Here is an 18,583-nt window from a genome sequence, read left to right on the forward strand (position 1 = left end):
ACTGGGGAGGTGACTACCGGAGTCGATCAGTCCAAGGCATGGTTCGAACGAGCGAAGGCCGCGATCCCGGGCGGGGTGAACTCCCCGGTGCGGGCCTTCAACTCCGTCGGCGGCACCCCGCGGTTCATGGTGCGCGGTGAGGGTCCGTATCTCTGGGACGCCGACGACAACCGCTACGTCGATCTGGTCTCGTCGTGGGGGCCGATGATCCTCGGGCACGCGCATCCGGACGTCGTCTCCGCCGCCCGCGAAGCGGCCGTCAGCGGACTGTCGTTCGGCACGCCGACGCGCGGCGAGGTCGAACTGGCCGAGGAGATCATCGGCCGGGTCGAGCCGGTGGAGCAGGTCCGCCTGGTCAACTCCGGTACCGAGGCGACGATGAGCGCGATCCGGCTGGCCAGGGGATTCACCGGCCGGGCGAAGATCATCAAGTTCGCGGGCTGCTACCACGGTCACGTCGACGCGTTGCTCGCCGAAGCGGGCTCCGGCGTCGCGACCCTCGGCCTCCCGACGTCGCCCGGTGTCACCGGCGCGCAGGCGGCCGACACGATCGTCCTGCCCTACAACGACCTCGACGCGGTCCGGAAGTCCTTTGTGGACAATCCGGACTCGATCGCCGCGATCATCACCGAAGCGGCGGCAGGCAACATGGGCGCCGTCGCCCCGGTCGACGGCTTCAACGCCGGGCTCAAGGAGATCGCGCACGAGCACGGCGCGCTGCTGATCATGGACGAGGTGATGACCGGGTTCCGCGTCTCGAAGGCGGGCTGGTTCGGCCTCGAAGGCGTCGCCGGTGACCTGTACACCTTCGGCAAGGTGATGTCCGGCGGACTGCCGGCCGCGGCCTTCGGCGGTCGCGCCGACGTGATGGCGAAGCTGGCCCCGGGCGGGCCGGTGTACCAGGCGGGGACGCTGTCGGGGAACCCCGTCGCCGTCGCCACCGGGCTCGCGACGCTGCGCGCGGCCGACGACGCCGTGTACGCGGCCCTCGACGCCAACGCGAAGCGGCTCGGGGACCTGTTCGACCGGTCGCTGACCGAGGCGGGCGTCGCGCACACCGTGCAGTACGCGGGCAACCTGGTCAGCGTGTTCTTCAGCGAGAACCCCGTGACGAACTACCCGGGCGCGCAAGCTTCGGAGACCTGGCGGTTCCCGGCGTTCTTCCACGCGCTGCTGGACAACGGCGTGTACGCGCCGCCGAGCGCGTACGAGGCCTGGTTCGTCAACGCGGCCATGGGCGACGCCGAGTTCGAGATCATCGAGTCCGCGCTGCGCGTGGCCGCCCGCGCCGCCGCCGAGGCGGTCCAGGCGTGAGCGAGACGACGATCGTGCACCTGCTCCGCCACGGTGAGGTGTACAACCCGGACAAGATCCTGTACGGCCGTCTTCCCGGCTTCAAGCTCTCCGACCGCGGTCAGCGCCAGGCGCTGACGGTCGCCGAAGCCGTCGCGAAGCACGACATCACGCACGTCGTCGCTTCGCCGCTTCAGCGTGCGCAAGAGACCGCTGCGCCGATCGCCGCCGCGCACCGGCTCGACGTCGACACCGACGATCGGCTCATCGAGGCCGACAACCAGTTCGAGGGCGAGCGGGTCGCCGTCGGCGATGGCGCCCTCCGCCAGCCGAAGCACTGGCCGAAGCTGGTCAACCCGTTCCGGCCGTCCTGGGGCGAGCCGTACGTCGAGATCGCGCACCGCATGCTCGGCGCGATCCATCGTGCGCGGCGCGCGGCCGAGGGCCACGAGGCGTTGTGCGTCTCGCACCAGCTGCCGATCTGGACCGTGCGGCGCTTCCTGGAGGCGAAGCGGCTCTGGCACGACCCGCGCAACCGCCAGTGCTCGCTCGCGTCGCTGACCAGCCTGGTCTTCGAGGGCGAAGAACTCGTGCGGATCGTCTACAGCGAGCCCGCCGGCACGACCGACCCGAAGGTGACCGGCGCATGAAGCGACTCCTGGCGGCCGTCGTCGGGTTGGCGCTCGTCGTCACGGGCTGCACCACCGGCAAGGACGCCGTCGTCACCGGCGGCTCGTTCAACTTCGTGTCGCCGGGCGGGAAGGTCGACATCACCTACGACGTCGCGGACCGCCAGCCGTCGCCGACCCTGTCCGGCGACGACCTGATGAACGAGGGCAAACAACTCTCGATCGCGGACTTCCCCGGCAAGGTCGTCGTGCTCAACCTGTGGGGCCAATGGTGCGGGCCGTGCCGCGTCGAGGCGCCGGAGATGCAGAAGGTCTACGACCAGACCAAGGCGTCCGGCGTCCAGGTGGTCGGCATCGACCTGCGGGACAACGACCGGGCGCCGGCGCAGGACTTCATGCGGGACCGGAAGCTGACGTACCCGTCGATCTACGACCCGTCGGGGCGGACGCTGCTGCAACTTTCGGGTTATCCGCGCAACATCATCCCGTCGACGATCGTGCTGGACAAACAGCACCGCGTCGCGGCGGTGTTCCTGCGGGACCTCCTGGCGTCGGACCTGCTGCCCGTCGTCGAACGCCTGGTCGCCGAACCCGCCTGACCCTCGCCGCCCCTCGCCGCATTTCGGCACCTGGTTGCGATCCTTGCGTGTGCAACGATCGCAACCAGGTGCCGAAATGCGAGGATGGGACGGGACCAAGGTCCTGACCGGGTGCGACGTAGGTCCCGTTGAGGGCGCCCCGGCGTTTTCACCTCGACCACACTGCCTACGCTCCTTTGCGTGAACGGTGTTACCGAGCTGGCGCTCTCAGGGCCGCTGCTGCTCGCAGCGGGCGTAGCGCTGCTGGCCGGGACGATCTCCTTCGCGTCGCCGTGCGTCGTGCCGCTGGTGCCCGGGTATCTCGCGTACCTGGCGGCGCTGGTCGGCGCGGACGCTCCCGCGGTCAGCGCGGACGAGGGGCGCAAGAAGGGCCGGTACGCCGTCGTCGGCGCGGCGGCGCTGTTCGTGCTCGGGTTCACCGTCGTCTTCGTGGTGACACTGGGGACGCTGGTGTGGATCGCCGACGCCGTCCAGCTCAACATGGACCTCCTCCAGCGCCTCGGCGGCGTGCTGACCATCGCGATGGCGATGGTCTTCCTCGGCTGGATCCCGGGATTGCAGCGGGAGTTCCGTTCGCATCACGTGCCGCGTGGCGGACTGTGGGGCGCGCCGGTGCTCGGCGCGGTGTTCGGGCTCGGCTGGACACCCTGCATCGGGCCGACGCTGTCCGCGGTCACCACCCTGGCCAGCGCCACCGGCGGCGCCGCCGTCCGCGGGTACGCGCTGATCCTCGTGTACTGCCTCGGCCTCGGCGTCCCGTTCCTGCTCATCGCGGTCGGCGCCCGCTGGGCCGTCCGCGCGACGGACTGGCTGCGCCGCCACGGCCGTCAGGTACAGATCTTCGGCGGCGTCCTGTTGATGATCGTCGGTGTACTGCTGGTGACCGGACTGTGGGGCGACATGATCGGCTGGATCCGGAACACCCTCGTGAACGACCTCAGGCTGCCCTTGTGACCACCCAATACCGTCCGACGCCGCTGAAGCGCGTCTTCGCCTTCCTGCGCAACACCTGGCGCGGATTGACGTCGATGCGCACCGCGCTGGTGCTGCTGTTCCTGCTCGCGCTCGCCGCGATGCCCGGCGCGCTGCTGCCGCAGCGGAACCTCAACGTCGCCAAGACCGACGAGTACATCGCCGCGCACGGCTGGTGGGGCGAATTGCTCGACCGCACGCAGTTCTTCGAGGTCTACGGCAGCGTCTGGTTCTCCGCGATCTACATCCTGCTGATGGTCTCGCTCATCGGCTGTCTCGCGCCGCGCAGCCTCGAGTACGCGAAGGCGATGCGCGCGAAGCCGGTGCTCACGCCGCGCAAGCTCTCGCGCATGCCGCATCACGTGTCCACCACGACCGACCGGACCCCCGAGACGGTCATGAAGGACACTCACGCGCTGCTCAAAGGCTGGCGCCGCGTCGAGCATGAAGACGCTGACGGAACCCGAAGCATCTCCGCCGAACGCGGATACCTTCGCGAGACCGGCAACCTCGTCTTCCACTTCGGCATGCTGGGCCTGATCATCTTCTTCGCGCTGGGCAAGCTGTTCGGCTACGAAGGCCAGGTCATCGTCCAGGCCGACAACAGCCCGTGGTGCAACTCCGGCATCCTCGGCTACGACACCTTCAACGCCGGGCTGCGCGTCGACGGCACCGACCTCAACGCGTTCTGCATCCGGCTGAAGGACTTCGAGGCGCGCTACACCGAGAGCGGGCAGGCGAATTACTACCACTCCAACATGGAGTACCAGTCCGGCGAAGACCTGAAGACCGGCGCTTGGAAGCCGTACGGGCTCGAGGTCAACTCGCCGCTGCGCACCGCGGGTGACCGCGTCTACCTGCTGAACTTCGGCTACTCCCCGAAGTTCACGGTGACCTTCCCCGACGGCACCGTGCGCACCAACATCACTCCGTGGCGTCCCGCCGACGAGCCCACCAAGCTCTCCGAAGGCGCCACGAAGATCGACCAGCCGGGGATCGCGGACCCGATCGAACGCCGCACCCGGCAGCTCGCGATCACCGGCCTGCTCGCGCCGACCGCGTTCATGCACGGCAACGTGCTGACGTCGTCGCGGCCCGAGGCGAACAAGCCGGCCGTAGCCGTCGACATCTACCGCGGCGACCTCGGCCTCGACGCGGGCCGCGGGCAGTCGATCTTCCAGATCGACCAGTCGCTCGTCGCGGACGGCAGGCTCAAGAAGCTCACCCGGCAGAACCTGGACCAGGGGCAGGAGACCGTGCTGGACGACGGCACGAAGGTCCGCTTCGACGGTGTCCAGGAATGGGTCGCCATCCAGGTCTCGCACGATCCCGTGCAGGGCTGGGTGTTGGTCTGCGCGGTCGCGATGCTGATCGGGCTGGCGGGATCGTTGCTGGTCAAACGGCGCCGGGTGTGGGTGCGGGTGCGCCCGGCGCGCGAAGGTGAGACGGGTACCGTGATCGAGGTCGCCGGGCTGGCGCGCACCGATCAGGCGGGCTACGGCGAAGAGTTCCAGCGGATCAGCGCCAAGCTGGTCCAGGGGCAGAGAGGCAACTAGAGGTCATGCCGATCAACGAGACGCTGTCCCAGTACAGCGACTACTCCTACACCACCGCGGCGGCGATCTACGTCATCGCGTTGATGTTCGCCCTCATCGAGCAGGGTTTCGGGGCGAAGGGCCGTCTGGCGGCGGAACGCAGCATCCAGCGTTCCCGCGAACTGGTCGGCGCGGGTGGTCCGTCGACGCCTCCGGCTTACGGGACGCCCGTCGAGCCCCCGCGTGAGATCGGCCGCCCCGAGCGCATCGGCCGCATGGGCGCCGCGCTGCTGGTGCTGGCCGCGCTGCTCCACCTGGCCGCGATCGTGCTGCGCGGGCTCGCCGTGCACCGCGCGCCGTGGGGCAACCTCTACGAATACGGCATGGCCACGACCTTCATCGCCGTCGCGACCTGGCTCGTCATCATGCGGAAGTTCCCGGTCCGCCACCTCACCGGCTTCCTGCTGCTGCCGGTCGTGATCCTGATGTTCGTCAACGGCACCATGCTGTACACGACGGCCGCGCCGGTGCAGCCCGCGCTCCAGTCGTACTGGCTGATCATCCACGTTTCCGCGGCGATCATCGGCTCGGGTGTCTTCCTGGTGCCGGGTGTCGCGAGCGTCCTCTACCTCTTCCGCGCCGCCCACGACGACAACCCGGCGAAGTTCGCCAAGTTCGGCTCGAAGCTGCCCGCCGCGGACGTGCTCGACCGCATCGCCTACCGCACCACCATCTTCGCCTTCCCGATCTTCACCTTCGGCGTGCTCTGCGGCGCGGTGTGGGCCGAGGCGGCGTGGGGCCGGTTCTGGGGCTGGGACCCCAAGGAGACCGTCGCTTTCGTGGCGTGGGTCGTCTACGCGGCGTACCTGCACTCCCGTGCCACCGCGGGCTGGCGCGGGAAGCGGGCCGCGATCATCAACATCGTCGGATTCTCCGCGACGATCTTCAACATGTTCTTCGTGAACCTGGTGACGTCGGGCCTGCATTCCTACGCCGGGGGCTGACCGCCGCCGCTGCACGCGAGCCGACTACCGTCAATACTGAGGTAATGGGGGAAGACGTGCGCGGAGGAGGAATTCAGCGGTGACCGGACCCAGCGAAGAATCGGCTCCTGGCCACCCCGAACCCACCGAGAGCGACCCGCCCTCGGAGTTGTTCTCCGAGGACAGGACGGATTCGGCGCCGCATCCGAACGCGGGCGGTTTCGAGGCCGAGCCGACCCAGGTCGTCCAGCCCCAGTACCCGCAGCAGGGGCAGTACCCGCAACAGCAGCCCGCTCAGCAGCAGCCGTCGCTGCCGCAGCCGTCGCAGGGGCAGTATCAGCAGCCCTACGACCAGAACCTGCCCCCGCTGCACCCTCAGCAGGCGCAGCCGCAGCAGGCCGCCCAGTACCCGCCTCAGCAGCAGTACGCGCCGCCGCCGCAGCAGCAGCAGCAGCCGGTACAGCAGCCCGGCGTGCCCGGGCTCCCACAGCCGCAGGGCAGGCACGCGCTCCCGGACGAACTCGCCACCGCGAGCCTGGTGAAGCCGCAGAAACGCAAGCCGCAGTCGGGCTGGCGCAAGGCGCTCTACGTGGGCACCGGCAAGCTCGTCAACCCGGGGGAGAGCCCCAAGGACACGCGCAAGCGTGAACTGATCGCGCAGATCAACCAGCCGCTGCGCGGGTGCTACAAGATCGCGATGCTGAGCCTCAAGGGCGGCGTCGGCAAGACCACCACGACCACCACACTGGGCTCGACGTTCGCCTCACTGCGCGGTGACCGGGTCGTCGCCGTCGACGCCAACCCGGACCGCGGGACGCTGTCGCAGAAGATCCCGATCGAGACCACCGCGACCGTCCGGCACCTGCTGCGGGACGCGGACAAGATCACCAGGTACAGCGACGTCCGGTCGTACACGTCGCAGGGCGGGAGCCGGCTGGAGATCCTCGCCAGCGAGCAGGATCCGGCGGTTTCGGAAGCCTTCTCCGAGGACGACTACCGGCGCACGGTCGACCTGCTGGAGCACTTCTACAACATCGTGCTCACCGACTGCGGGACCGGTTTGATGCACTCGGCGATGAAGGGCGTCCTGGACGTCGCGGACGCGCTGGTGGTGGTCTCGTCCGGCTCCGTCGACGGGGCGCGCAGTGCGTCGGCCACACTCGACTGGCTGGAGGCGCACGGCTACGGCGACCTGGTCAAACGGTCCGTCGCGGTGATCAACTCGGTACGGCCGAAGGGCGGCTCCGTCGATCTCGACAAGCTCTCGGCGCACTTCGGCGCGCGGGTCCGCTCGGTCTGCCGCATCCCGTTCGATCCGCATCTGGAAGAAGGCGCCGAGATCGAACTGGACCGGCTCGACGACGACACGCGGCTGGCCTTGCTGGAACTGGCGGCCACCGTCGCCGACGGCTTCGGCGGCCAGCACTACCAGCCGATTCAGCCCTAGTCTTTGCCCTTGTCCTCGTCTTTACCTTTGCGCTGCTGCTCACCGAGCTTGCGCAGGAAGTCGGGGTCGTCGTCCGGGGCGAGTGTCGGCCGCGACGAGGGCACCCCGACGCGCTCGATCCCGAACGCGCGCCACAAGACCACGGCGACGGTGAGCGCTCCGATGGCCGCGAGCAGATAGATCATGCTCGGTCCCTTTCCGCGTGGAGGACGTTGCTCAGTCCCACGAGGCTAGCCTCTTTGCCGCGCGCGGGGGGACTCATGGATACCCCAATGTGACGAAGGGCGATTTCGTGCCCTTCGTCACCGGAGTCCTTTTACGGGAAATGCCAGGTCAGACCTTGCGCGTGGGCTCACTGGCGTCGGTGGTCAGCTCGGCGAGGAGCTCGTTCACCTCGGCCTCGCGGAACCGGCGGTGTCCACCGGGAGTGCGGATCGAGCCGATCCGGCCCGCGGTCGCCCAGCGGGTCACGGTCTTCGGGTCGACCCGGAACAGGGCCGCCACTTCACCGGGGGTGAGCAACCTGCCGCCCATGGTCGCGGTCATTTTCCGCCTCCTTCACGGTTCCAGTGCTAAACCGGAGGCGGGCCCAATGCCCGTCGTGCCGGGTAGCCAACACGGCAATCGTTGCATCTCACCCGTCAGGTACTCGAACGGTTGTCCAACAGTAAAGAGCCCTTAAAGGTCAAAACCGACAACCGAGACATGCGCCCGTGGCCGCCAAGGTCTTGTCACGGATGTACGAAAACACGCCCTGATCACGCGAATCGGGTCGTGGCACCTAAGGTGTAGCGGTGGACCAGGTGGATCGGAAGATCATCGCGGCATTGCGGGAGAACGGGCGGGCTACCTACGCCGACCTCGGCCGGTCTGTCGGGCTCTCGGCTTCATCAGTGCACGAGCGGGTCGGCAAACTCGAGGCCGCCGGCGTGATCACCGGCTACCACGCCATGGTCGACCCCAACACGGTCGGACTCGGCGTGACGGCGCTGGTCGGCATCCACCCCACCGACACCGCGACCGAAGACGACGTCGCGGACGCGCTCGGCGCGCTGGACGAGGTCGAAAGCTGCTATGCCGTCGCGGGCGACGAGGCGTTCGTCGTCAAGGTGCGGGTGGCGACCGTCGACGATCTGGAGCGGACGCTCGGCAGGTTGCGGCGGATCCCCGGCGTCGGCCGGACGAATACCACCGTCGTGCTTTCCACCCGCTTCGAAGGGCGCCCCAACAACGCGGGCCTGGAGGACGGCCGCAACGGCAGCGCGTAGCCTGCGTTGATGTGAGCGATAATCACCTGCCCCGTGACCTGACGCTGTACGTACTGGCCAGGTTTCTCCTGGTCGGGGTCATCGCAGGCGGGTTGCTGCTGGTCAACGTCCCGCTGCTGGTCGCGCTGCTGATCAGCCTGGTGGTGGGGCTGCCGCTGGGTCTGCTGCTGTTCCGCCCGCTGAACGCGCGTGTGACCGCCGGACTCGCCCGCCGCAACGAAAAGCGCGCTCGCGCCCGTGCCGAACTGCGCTCCCAGCTGCGCGGCGACCGAGCGGACGGCACCGCGTGAGCCGTCTGCACAGCCGCAGCTGGGTCCGCGAAGCCGTCCGCATCATCGAGGCCGACGCGAACCGCAGCGCCGACACGCATCTGCACGTCTTCCCGCTGTCCGCGGAATGGGGCATCGACCTGTACTTGAAGGACGAGTCGGTCCACCCGACCGGCTCGCTCAAGCACCGGCTCGCGCGTTCGCTGTTCCTGTACGGCCTGGTGAACGGCCAGATCGGGCAGGACACCGTGCTCGTCGAGGCGTCCAGCGGCTCGACGGCGGTTTCGGAGGCGTACTTCGCACGGATGCTCGGCCTGCGGTTCATCACCGTGGTGCCGCGCAGCACCTCGCCGGAGAAGATCTCGCTCATCGAGTTCTACGGCGGCGAATGCCACTACGTCGACCGCGCGCCGGACATGTACCCGGAGGCCGAGCGGCTCGCTTCGGAGTGCAACGGCCACTACCTCGACCAGTTCACCTACGCCGAGCGCGCGACGGACTGGCGCGGGAACAACAACATCGCCGAATCGGTGTACGCGCAGATGCAGTCCGAGCGGCACCCGGTGCCGACGTGGATCGTGGTCGGCGCCGGCACCGGCGGCACGAGCGCGACCTTCGGCCGCTACGTGCGCTACAAGCGGCACACCACGAAGATCGCCGTCGTCGACCCGGAGAACTCGTCGTTCTACGGCGCCTGGCAGACCGGGGCGCTCGACTACAGCACCGGCATGCCGTCGCGGATCGAGGGAATCGGGCGGCCGCGTGTCGAACCGTCGTTCGTGCCCGGCGTGATCGACGAGATGCTGCAGGTGCCGGACGCCGCCTCGCTGGCCGCCATCCGCGTGCTGCGCGAACGGACCGGACACTGGGCCGGCGGCTCGACCGGCACGAACCTCTTCGGCGCCTTCACACTGATCTCGCGGATGATCTCGGAAGGCCAGGCGGGCAGCGTCGTCACGCTGCTGTGCGACGGCGGCGAGCGGTACGCCAACACCTACTACGACGACGAGTGGCTGGCGCGGAAGAACATCCACATCGCGCCTTACCTGGACAAGTACCGGGAGTTCCTGGTGAGCGGGAAGCTCGCCCCGGAGGCCTGAGGGTCCCTCGGCCGCCTGCCGGGCGTGTTGCGAAAGCCACTTTCGCAACGTTGAAGGTTGCGAAAGTGGCTTTCGCAACACCGGCTGGGCGGCCTACCTCAGATTCGCCGGATCACCAAAAGAGCGGGGGACCTTTGCTATCGCCTCGGCTGCATTTAGTGGTCACCCAGACGCTAGAGCGCTACGGGTGGTGGTCCGAAGCGGAAAACTCAAGGTATGAACGGTGCGTTCATTCACCGCGTGCCCGTCCGGCCCGACGCGAACTGGATGGCGCGGTGACCGGACCTTTGAGGCCGCACTGTGTGGATTTCGGGTCGTCCAACGTCCCGAAATCCACACAGTCCCGCATCAAAGGTCCGGTGACTGCTCAGAGCGCGAGGGCGACCGCGGTCAGTACCGCCCACCCCAGCATCGCGAACCCGGTGTCCCGCAGCGCCGGGATCAGCGCCCGCCCCTGCGCGCCGCCGCCGACGGCCTTGACCGACTTCACCAGCAGCGGCGCGGTCAGCAGCCCCAGCAGCGCCCACGGCGTCACGAAGGCGAGCAGCACGCTCACGACGTATGGGATCGCGACCAGCGTCAGATAAAGGCGCCGCGTGCCGTCGTCGCCGAGCCGGGTGGCGAGTGTGCGCTTGCCGGACTCGATGTCGGTCGGGATGTCGCGGAGGTTGTTGGCGGTCAGCACGCCGGTCGAGAACGAGCCGACGGCGACCGCGCAGCCCAGCGCCGTCCAGCTGAGCTGTCCGGCTTGGACGTACACGGTGCCAAGAACGCCCGCCAGCCCGAAGAAGACGAAGACCGCGATCTCGCCGAAACCGTAGTAGCCGTAAGGCTTTTTGCCGCCGGTGTAGAACCAGGCGCCGAGGATGCAGACCGCGCCCATCGCCAGCAGCCACCACTGGCCGCTGATCGCGACGAGAACGAGCCCGAGGACTCCGGCGAGCCCGAGGGCGACGAGGGCGGCCGTCAGGACGGCCTTCGGCTTCGCGACTCCGGAGCCGACCAGCCGCAGCGGGCCGACGCGCTTTTCGTCGGTGCCGCGGATGCCGTCGGAGTAGTCGTTGGCGTAGTTGACGCCGACGATCAGGGCCAGCGAGACCAGCAGCGCGAGAATCGATCGGGACCAGGAGAAGCCGTCGAGCGCGACCGCCGCGCCGACTCCGGCGACCACCGGCGCCACCGCGTTGGGCAGCGTCCGCGGGCGCGCCCCTTCGATCCATTCACCAGCAGTCGCCATGTCGCCATTCTGGCCCTGGCCACTACCGGCCGGTATGCGGGGCTCGTCACCTGCTCGAGGCATCCCGGGCAGGTGACGAGTCGCGCTACTTCAGATCGTCGATCGCGTCTTCCAGGGTCCAGGTGAGCGTGCCGCTGTTCGGAACGGCGGCTTCCGGTTCGTCCGCCAGCGCGGGCCCGGCCAAAGCGACCAGTCCCATCGTGACGGCGGTGCAGGCCAATACGGTGCGTGTCCAGCGCGTCATACCTAGACGTAAACCCGCGGGTAATGATTGTGTCAACAATGTCCCGGTAATCGGTGGGGAATTCACGACCTTCGTAGGAGATTCCTGACGGCCGTCCTGTCGACCTTCCCTGGGCCTCGCAGCGGGAGTTCTTCGGCGAACTCGACTCGCTTCGGAGCAGCCGCGGCGCCGGCCTCTTCGCGGCACGCGGCGCGCAGCGAATCGACGTCGCAACCAGCGCCGACGACGAGCGCGACGACGGCTTCACCCCACTCGGGGTCGGGCACTCCGACCACGCACGCGTCCCGGATCCCCGGCTGCGCGGTCAAGATCCGTTCGACGGCCGCGGCGGCCACCTTCACCCCGCCGGTGTTGATCATGTCGTCGATCCGACCGAGGATCTCCAACCGGCCGTCGGCCGACCAACGGCCGCGGTCGGAGGTGCGGAACCGGCCGTCCTCGAAGGACTCCGAAGTCAGGTCAGGTCGCAGCCGGTAGCCGTGCGAGAGCACGTCACCCGTGATACAGACCCGCTCGTCTTCGAGTTCGACGTGTACTCCGTCCAGCGGTACGCCTTCGTAGACGCAGCCGCTCGCGGTCTCGCTCATGCCGTACGCGGGCACGATCTTCACGCCCGCTTCGGCGGCGCGCTCCCGAAGATCCACGGTGGTCGCCGCGGCGCCGACGATGATCGCGTCGAAAGCGCGGGCCGCCGCCAGACCGGGCCCGCCCGCGTCGAGCAGCCGCCCGAGCTGAGTCGGCACGAGCGCGGTGTAGCGCGGCCCGTCCAGTGACAACAGCGGCGCGGCCGCCTCGGCGAAGTCGTCCGGCCGGAAACCGGGGGCGTGCAGCACGGCGGGCGTCGTCCCGGCCAGCAGCGAGCGGATCAGCACCTGCAGTCCGCCGATGTACTGCGCCGGGGTCGCGAGCAGCCAGTGCCCCGGACCGCCGAGCCTCTTGTGGGTCGCGTGAGCCGACGCGGTGAGCGCCGAGGCCGACAGCAGGACCCCCTTCGGCTCGCCGGTGGAGCCGGAGGTGGCGATGATCACCGCGGTCCCGGACTCGGCCGGGCGCGTCGGCTCCATCGCGTCCCGTAGGACCTCCGACGAGTAGGGGAGGACGGCCGGGCCGCCGTCGAGCGCCTCGGCCAATGCCGTGGTCAGCTCGACGATCGACCCTGGACTCCCGTCCACCCCTACCGCACGCATCGCTCCACCCTACGTCCGCCCGCGGATCGCGTTTAGCCCGCTAAACGCAGGTCAGTAGTAGTAGGGGAAGGCCGACCAGTCGGGGGAGCGCTTCTCCAGGAAGGAGTCCCGGCCTTCGACGGCCTCGTCCTGCATGTACGCCAGCCGGGTGGTTTCGCCGGCGAAGAGCTGCTGGCCGACCAGGCCGTCGTCGGTGAGGTTGAACGCGTACTTGAGCATCCGCTGCGCGGTCGGCGACTTGGCGTTGATCGTCCACGCCCAGTCCAGCGCCTCGGCTTCGAGCTCCGCGTGCGGGACGGCGGAGTTCACCGCGCCCATCGCCTGCATCTGCTCGGCCGTGTACTCGCGCCCGAGGAAGAAGATCTCACGAGCGAACTTCTGCCCGACCTGCTTGGCGAGGTACGCCGAGCCGTAGCCGCCGTCGAAGGAGCCGACGTCGGCGTCGGTCTGCTTGAAGCGCGCGTGCTCGGCCGACGCGAGCGTGAGGTCGCACACCACGTGCAGCGAGTGCCCGCCGCCCGCCGCCCAGCCGGGGACCACCGCGATGACCACCTTCGGCATGAACCGGATCAGCCGCTGGACCTCGAGAATGTGCAGCCGTCCGGCCCTCGCCGGATCGATCGTGTCGGAGGTCTCCCCGTCCGCGTACTGATACCCGGAGCGTCCGCGAATACGCTGGTCACCACCGGAACAAAACGCCCAGCCGCCGTCCTTCGGCGATGGGCCGTTGCCGGTGAGCAGGACGCAGCCGACGTCCGAGCTCATCCGCGCGTGGTCGAGCGCGCGGTACAGCTCGTCGACGGTGTGCGGACGGAAGGCGTTGCGGACCTCGGGACGGTCGAACGCGATACGCACCACACGTTTGCCTGAGCGGCTCTCAGAGGAGCGGTGATAGGTGATGTCGGTGAAGTCGAAACCGTCGACTTCGGTCCACAAGGCCGGGTCGAACAGCTCGGAAACCTGGGCGTCATCCACGTTTGGGAGAATAGGACGTGTGGCCGTGAGTCGTAGTGTGAAACCCGAGGTCTGCCGGTGAATCCTTCCACCGCGCAGGCCAGGGTCATCGTCGACGAGCTCGTCCGCAACACCGTCTCGCACGTCGTCCTCTGCCCGGGCTCACGCAACGCCCCGCTGTCGATCGCGCTGTACGACGCGGCGGCCGCCGGACGGCTCCAGTTGCACGTCCGCATCGACGAACGCGGCGCCGCCTTCCTCGCCCTCGGCATCGCCGCGCGCACGGGCCGCCCCGTCGCCGTGCTGTGCACCTCGGGCACGGCGGCCGCGAACTTCCACCCCGCCGTGCTGGAGGCGGACCGCGCGGGCGTGCCGCTGATCGTGCTGACCGCCGACCGCCCGCCCGAGATGCGGGCCGCCGGCGCGAGCCAGGTCATCGACCAGCACCAGCTCTACGGCAACGCCATCCGCTACTTCGACGAGCTCGCCGTCGCCGAACGCCGCGCCGGCCAGAACTCGTACTGGCGCGGCCAGATCTGCCGCGCCTGGAACGCCGCGTACGGCGAATGGCGCTGCGGACCGGTGCATCTGAACATCCCGTTCCGTGAGCCGCTCGTCCCTGACATCGATGATGACGGCGAGTGGTACGAGTCACTCGAAGGGCGTCCGGACGGCGCCCGCTGGACGGAGCTGCCCGACTTCGGCGCGCTTCCCTCGTTCGTGGTGCCTTCGGCCCGGTCCGGCCTGGTCATCGCGTGCGACACCGGTGTGCAGGCGGCCAGCGAATGGGCCGAGCTGCACGGCTGGCCGGTCGTCTCCGAGACCGGCGGCATCGGGCTGGCGGGCGCGACGGCGATCTCGTCCGGCGCGTGGCTGCTCGGCGTCGAGGAGTTCATCTCGCGGCACAAGCCCGAGCAGGTCCTGTGCATCGGCCGTCCGACGGTGTTCCGGCAGGTCCAGAGCGTGCTGTCCGATCCCGACGTCGAGGTGCTGCTGGTCCGGCCCGATTCGGACTGGCCCGCGCCCGCGCACAACGTCCGCCAGGTCGGCCAGTGGTTCGACGAGCCGACCAAACCGGCCGATCCGGAGTGGCTCGCCAGCTGGCAGCGCGCGGACAAGGCGGCGTCGGCGGCGGTGGCCGAGGCGCTGGCCGCCGAACCGTGGCCGAGCGGACTGCGCCTGGCGACCGAGCTGGTCGACGCGGTCCCGGAGGGGTCCCTGCTGGTCGTGGGCTCGTCCAACCCGACCCGTGACGTCGCGCTCGCCGGACGGCTGCGGCCCGACGTCCTCGTGCACCGCAACCGCGGCGTCGCCGGGATCGACGGCATGGTGTCGACCGCGATCGGTGCCGCGACCGTCCACAGGGGACATTCGTACGCGCTGCTCGGCGACCTGACGTTCCTGCACGACGCGAGCGGCCTGCTGACCGGGCCCGCCGAACAGCGCCCCGACCTGACGATCGTGGTGCTCAACGACGACGGCGGCGGCATCTTCTCCCTGCTGGAGCAGGGCGCGCCCGAGCACAACGCCAGCTTCGAACGCGTCTTCGGCACGCCGCACGGCGCCGATCTCGGTGCCCTGTGTGCCGGTTACCGCGTGCCGCACGTCGTCGCCGAGACGCTCACCGAGTTCCGCGCGGCGCTCAAACCCGCGCCGGGGCTACGGGTGGTGGAGGTCCGGGTGGACCGAACGCGCCACCGTGAGCTGCACGCGCGCCTCCGTACGGCGGTGTCGTCGGCCGTGCGGGCTGTCTAGCCCTATTCCAGAGGCTAGGAACCCTTCCTTTGGCTGTGTCTCGCCGAGGGGTACCTGGCTACGTTCGAGCGCGCTGACAAATCCCTGGGAGGATTCGCAATGCGCTTGAACACTCGCGCCGGCTTCGCCGGATTGACCGCGGGCGTCGTCTCGGTGCTGCTCGTGGGCACCGCGGCCGCCGCACCCGCGCCCGGCTCGATCGGCATCGGCGACCCGTACTACCCGCACGCCGGGAACGGCGGCTACGACGTCGGTCACTACGACCTCCGGCTGACCTATCAGCCGTCCACCGACCTGCTGTCCGGTGCCACGACGATCCTGCTCACCGCGACGCAGGACCTCTCGGCTTTCAACCTCGACTTCGGCCTGAAGGTGTCGAGCGTCCGGGTCAACAACCGGCCCGCGAAGTTCGCGACGTCGACCGACGGCACCGGTGAGCTGACCGTCACGCCGTCGACGCCGCTGAAGAAGGGCCAGACGGCCACGGTCGTCGTCGCCTACGCGGACACGCCGTCGAAAGTGAAGATCGACGGCTTCACCGCCTGGAAGAAGACCCCGGACGGCGCGCTGGCCGTCGACGAGCCGCAGAGCGCGGCCTGGTGGTTCCCGTCCAACGACCACCCGACCGACCTGGCGACCTACGACGTCTCGGTCGAGGTCCCGAACGACGTCGCCGCGCTGTCGAACGGCACGCTCGTGCGCAAGACGGTGCAGCGGCCGGGCTGGACGCGCTGGAACTGGCGCAGCACCAAACCGCAGGCGACGTATCTCACGTCGCTGGAGGTCGGCAAGTTCGAGGTGAACGAGCAGACCACGCCGGACGGCAAACCGTTCATCACCGCCTATGGCGCCGACCTCGGCGAATCGCTCGGCGCGGCCAAGGCCAGCATCGAGCGGACGCCGGAGATCACCGAATTCCTCGCCTCGAAGTTCGGGCCTTACCCGTTCGAGGCGCAGGGCGGCGTCGTCACCACCGGCATCACCTTCGCGCTGGAGAACCAGACGCGGCCGGTGTACGGCGCCAGGGCCTTCCGGAGCGGCTCCAACACCTCGATCGTCGCGCACGAGCAGGCGCACCAGTGGTTCGGCGACAGCGTCACGCTCGGCAAGTGGAGCGAGATCTGGCTGAACGAGGGCTTCGCCTCCTACGGCGAGTTCCTGTGGTCGGAGGAGATCGGCGAGGGCACGGCCGACGAACTCGCCCAGTACATCTACGACTCCGTGCCCGCCGAGGACCCGTTCTGGCAGGTCCTGCCCGCCGACCCGGGCGCGGACGACCAGTTCCACGGGGCCGTCTACGACCGCGGCGCGCTCGCGGTGCACGCGTTGCGCAAGGCCGTGGGCGACGACACGTTCTTCCGGATCCTGCAGACGTGGCAGCAGGTGAAGAAGGCCAAGTCGGCGGTGATCGGAGAGTTCATCGCGCTGGCGGAGAAGATCTCGGGCAAGCCGCTGTACGACCTGTTCCAGACGTGGCTGTACACCAAGGGCAAGCCCGCGGTGAGCCCCAACGGCACGCAGGCTCTCCGGGCCGCTGTGGCGCCTGTCGCACCGAAGTCCTACGCGCAGATCAAGGCGACCCATGAATTCCTCGCCGAGCGACACGCCCACTGACGGGTAGCGCTACGCTCGCGGCGTGACGGCCAAAACGGAGCGGGTGAGGCGCATCGGGTGGTATGCCGCCCTCGTTGTCGCCTCACTCGTCACCGTGCTCGGCGTCTCGCTGCTGTTCGCCGCCATCCGCAACGACAACTCGATCGAAGCGGAACTCGGGCAGGCGACGGCGCAGGTCGAGTCGGTGACCTTCGACCGCACGATCATCAACTACGCCACCCCCGACGGCATCATGCACAGCCCGGCCAACGGGGTGCTCTACCCCTCGGGCCTGGCCGCCGGGCAGCTGGTGAACATCGAGTACGACGTCGGCGACCCGGAACTCGCGCGGGTGGCGGGCCGCTCGGCGGCGAACACGCTGCTGCCGCTGGGCAGCATGATCTTCTTCACCTGGCTGATCGCCGGCCCGCTGCTGTGGTGGATCCGGCGGCAACGGCTGACTTACCGGCGCTCGCTCGCCGAGTCGTCCGTCTGATCACGCGAGTTACGTCTCCAATCACGTGAGTTGCGCCTCTAATCACGTGAGTCCCGTTCCCAATCACGTGAGTCCCGTGCTCAGTCGTGCGGGCTTGCCGTGTGGAACTGGCGAACACGCGTGATTGGAGGCGCAACACGCGTGATCAGAGGCGTAACTCGCGTGATTGGGGGCGTAACTCAGCCGACCGACTCCTGCCACCAGCCCAGGACCTCGTCGGCCACGCCCGGCGCCGCCACCAGCAGCGCGTCGACCGGCAGGGCCGTGCCTTCCCCGTGCCGGTCCAGCACCACGGCCCCGGCCTCGATGGCCAGCGCGACCGATCCGGCGACGTCCCATTCGCGGTAGCTGTGCAGCACCGCCGCGGCCGCGTGCCCCAGCGCGACCTGCGCGATCGCCAAGGCCGCCGAGCCGAGTACCCGGACCCCGGCGTGCGCGGCGGCGGCCCGTTCGATGAACTGGCCCATCCCCGGCCAGACACCTTTGCGCGTGAGTTCCGTGCAGACGATCGCCCCGGCGGTCCCGCGGCGGTCGGTGAGTGTGATCGGCTTGCCGTTCGCCCTGGCCCCGCGGCCGCGCGCGGCGGCGTAGATCTGAGCTCGGTACGGGTCCGCGACCACGCCCACCACCGGCCCCGAAGCGTCGATCAGGGCGAGGCTGTATGCGCACCAGGGCACACCGGCGACGTAGTTCGCGGTGCCGTCGACCGGGTCGACCACCCAGCGGTATTCGGCGACGTCGGCACCGTGGTCGGCGCCGAATTCGCCGCCGACGACGGGGATTCCGGGGAATTCCGCGGTCAGCACGCGGCGGGTGTGGCGTTCGAGGATCCGGTCCGTGTCGGTGACCCAGTCGAAGGGCGAGTCCTTCGGATCGGGCTGGGCGCCGCGGCCGGCGGTCGCGGTGATCACGTCGGTCGCGTCGTTGGCCAGCCGCCCGGCCACTTCGAGGGCCCTCGACACCAGCCCTGGCTCGACGGGCTGGGGCGGCCTTGACGACAGGAGGGTCATGCCTGACTAGTG

At 69.1% G+C, this 18,583-nt stretch carries 20 protein-coding genes; 13 read left to right on the forward strand and 7 right to left on the reverse strand.

The window, feature by feature from the left end; all coding sequences use genetic code 11:
* Positions 1–9 precede the first annotated feature (9 nt).
* From hemL to DL991_RS35280, 7 genes are all read left to right on the forward strand, one after another.
* Entirely contained in the window at positions 10–1,314 is a 1,305-nt protein-coding gene (hemL, locus tag DL991_RS35250) for a glutamate-1-semialdehyde 2,1-aminomutase (protein WP_125788685.1), read from the forward strand.
* Entirely contained in the window at positions 1,311–1,943 is a 633-nt protein-coding gene (locus tag DL991_RS35255) for a histidine phosphatase family protein (RefSeq protein ID WP_125788686.1), read from the forward strand. Before hemL ends, DL991_RS35255 begins: the two co-directional genes overlap by 4 nt.
* Complete coding sequence (locus DL991_RS35260) at positions 1,940–2,521, forward strand: TlpA disulfide reductase family protein (RefSeq protein ID WP_125788687.1); 582 nt, start codon at positions 1,940–1,942, stop codon at positions 2,519–2,521. The genes DL991_RS35255 and DL991_RS35260 overlap by 4 nt, the downstream gene beginning before the upstream one ends.
* Before the next feature lie 180 nt (positions 2,522–2,701).
* Positions 2,702–3,475 carry a cytochrome c biogenesis CcdA family protein gene (locus DL991_RS35265; RefSeq protein ID WP_125788688.1) on the forward strand — a complete coding sequence of 258 codons (774 nt, stop codon included), beginning with the start codon at positions 2,702–2,704 and terminating at the stop codon, positions 3,473–3,475.
* Positions 3,472–5,049 carry a cytochrome c biogenesis protein ResB gene (locus DL991_RS35270; RefSeq protein ID WP_125788689.1) on the forward strand — a complete coding sequence of 526 codons (1,578 nt, stop codon included), beginning with the start codon at positions 3,472–3,474 and terminating at the stop codon, positions 5,047–5,049. The genes DL991_RS35265 and DL991_RS35270 overlap by 4 nt, the downstream gene beginning before the upstream one ends.
* 5 nt (positions 5,050–5,054) lie before the next feature.
* Complete coding sequence (ccsB, locus tag DL991_RS35275) at positions 5,055–6,032, forward strand: c-type cytochrome biogenesis protein CcsB (RefSeq protein ID WP_125788690.1); 978 nt, start codon at positions 5,055–5,057, stop codon at positions 6,030–6,032.
* Positions 6,033–6,111: 79 nt separating this feature from the next.
* Positions 6,112–7,458 (forward strand): MinD/ParA family protein, encoded by a 1,347-nt coding sequence (locus DL991_RS35280; RefSeq protein WP_125788691.1) that lies wholly within the window; start codon positions 6,112–6,114, stop codon positions 7,456–7,458.
* On the opposite strand, the gene DL991_RS35285 is transcribed toward DL991_RS35280, so the two are convergent.
* Together DL991_RS35285 and DL991_RS35290 are read right to left on the reverse strand one after the other, a co-directional pair.
* Positions 7,455–7,643: a hypothetical protein gene (locus DL991_RS35285; RefSeq protein ID WP_125788692.1), complete on the reverse strand. Its 189-nt coding sequence runs from the start codon at positions 7,641–7,643 to the stop codon at positions 7,455–7,457. The genes DL991_RS35280 and DL991_RS35285 overlap by 4 nt on opposite strands.
* A 148-nt stretch (positions 7,644–7,791) precedes the next feature.
* A complete protein-coding gene (locus tag DL991_RS35290; protein ID WP_016330944.1) occupies positions 7,792–8,004 on the reverse strand; it encodes a BldC family transcriptional regulator in 213 nt (70 codons plus the stop codon).
* 248 nt (positions 8,005–8,252) lie between these two features.
* Here DL991_RS35290 and DL991_RS35295 point away from each other — a divergent pair, with 248 nt between their 5' ends.
* The 3 genes from DL991_RS35295 to DL991_RS35305 are packed head-to-tail and all read left to right on the forward strand — an operon-like array spanning position 8,253 to position 10,095.
* Positions 8,253–8,726 (forward strand): Lrp/AsnC family transcriptional regulator, encoded by a 474-nt coding sequence (locus tag DL991_RS35295; protein ID WP_199746236.1) that lies wholly within the window; start codon positions 8,253–8,255, stop codon positions 8,724–8,726.
* Positions 8,727–8,737: 11 nt separating this feature from the next.
* Entirely contained in the window at positions 8,738–9,016 is a 279-nt protein-coding gene (locus DL991_RS35300) for a DUF4229 domain-containing protein (RefSeq protein WP_125788693.1), read from the forward strand.
* On the forward strand, positions 9,013–10,095 hold the full coding sequence (locus DL991_RS35305; RefSeq protein WP_125788694.1) for a PLP-dependent cysteine synthase family protein: 1,083 nt from the start codon (positions 9,013–9,015) through the stop codon (positions 10,093–10,095). Before DL991_RS35300 ends, DL991_RS35305 begins: the two co-directional genes overlap by 4 nt.
* A 367-nt stretch (positions 10,096–10,462) precedes the next feature.
* Here the strand turns inward: DL991_RS35305 and DL991_RS35310 are convergent, their stop codons facing one another.
* The 4 genes from DL991_RS35310 to DL991_RS35320 form a co-directional block, all read right to left on the reverse strand.
* Positions 10,463–11,332: a 1,4-dihydroxy-2-naphthoate polyprenyltransferase gene (locus DL991_RS35310; RefSeq protein WP_125788695.1), complete on the reverse strand. Its 870-nt coding sequence runs from the start codon at positions 11,330–11,332 to the stop codon at positions 10,463–10,465.
* Positions 11,333–11,417: 85 nt separating this feature from the next.
* On the reverse strand, positions 11,418–11,576 hold the full coding sequence (locus DL991_RS43115; protein ID WP_199746237.1) for a hypothetical protein: 159 nt from the start codon (positions 11,574–11,576) through the stop codon (positions 11,418–11,420).
* A gap of 62 nt (positions 11,577–11,638) precedes the next feature.
* Positions 11,639–12,763, reverse strand: a complete 1,125-nt coding sequence (menE, locus tag DL991_RS35315) for an o-succinylbenzoate--CoA ligase (RefSeq protein WP_199754212.1) — start codon at positions 12,761–12,763, stop codon at positions 11,639–11,641.
* Positions 12,764–12,814: 51 nt separating this feature from the next.
* A complete protein-coding gene (locus DL991_RS35320; protein WP_125788696.1) occupies positions 12,815–13,738 on the reverse strand; it encodes a 1,4-dihydroxy-2-naphthoyl-CoA synthase in 924 nt (307 codons plus the stop codon).
* Between the two features lie 57 nt (positions 13,739–13,795).
* Here DL991_RS35320 and menD point away from each other — a divergent pair, with 57 nt between their 5' ends.
* The 3 genes from menD (at position 13,796) to DL991_RS35335 (ending at position 17,561) form a co-directional block, all read left to right on the forward strand.
* Positions 13,796–15,472, forward strand: coding sequence for a 2-succinyl-5-enolpyruvyl-6-hydroxy-3-cyclohexene-1-carboxylic-acid synthase (gene menD, locus DL991_RS35325; RefSeq protein WP_199746239.1), 1,677 nt, complete (start codon positions 13,796–13,798; stop codon positions 15,470–15,472).
* Between the two features lie 99 nt (positions 15,473–15,571).
* The gene (locus DL991_RS35330; protein WP_125788698.1) at positions 15,572–17,086 is read left to right on the forward strand and encodes a M1 family metallopeptidase; all 1,515 of its coding nucleotides are present in this window, start codon (positions 15,572–15,574) and stop codon (positions 17,084–17,086) included.
* 22 nt (positions 17,087–17,108) lie between these two features.
* Positions 17,109–17,561, forward strand: a complete 453-nt coding sequence (locus tag DL991_RS35335) for a DUF3592 domain-containing protein (RefSeq protein WP_125788699.1) — start codon at positions 17,109–17,111, stop codon at positions 17,559–17,561.
* Positions 17,562–17,740: 179 nt separating this feature from the next.
* On the opposite strand, the gene DL991_RS35340 is transcribed toward DL991_RS35335, so the two are convergent.
* The gene (locus DL991_RS35340) at positions 17,741–18,571 is read right to left on the reverse strand and encodes an inositol monophosphatase (RefSeq protein ID WP_125788700.1); all 831 of its coding nucleotides are present in this window, start codon (positions 18,569–18,571) and stop codon (positions 17,741–17,743) included.
* Between the last annotated feature and the right edge of the window lie 12 nt (positions 18,572–18,583).

The sequence above is a fragment of the Amycolatopsis sp. WAC 01375 genome (assembly GCF_003947325.1).
In the GTDB taxonomy this organism is placed as follows: domain Bacteria; phylum Actinomycetota; class Actinomycetes; order Mycobacteriales; family Pseudonocardiaceae; genus Amycolatopsis.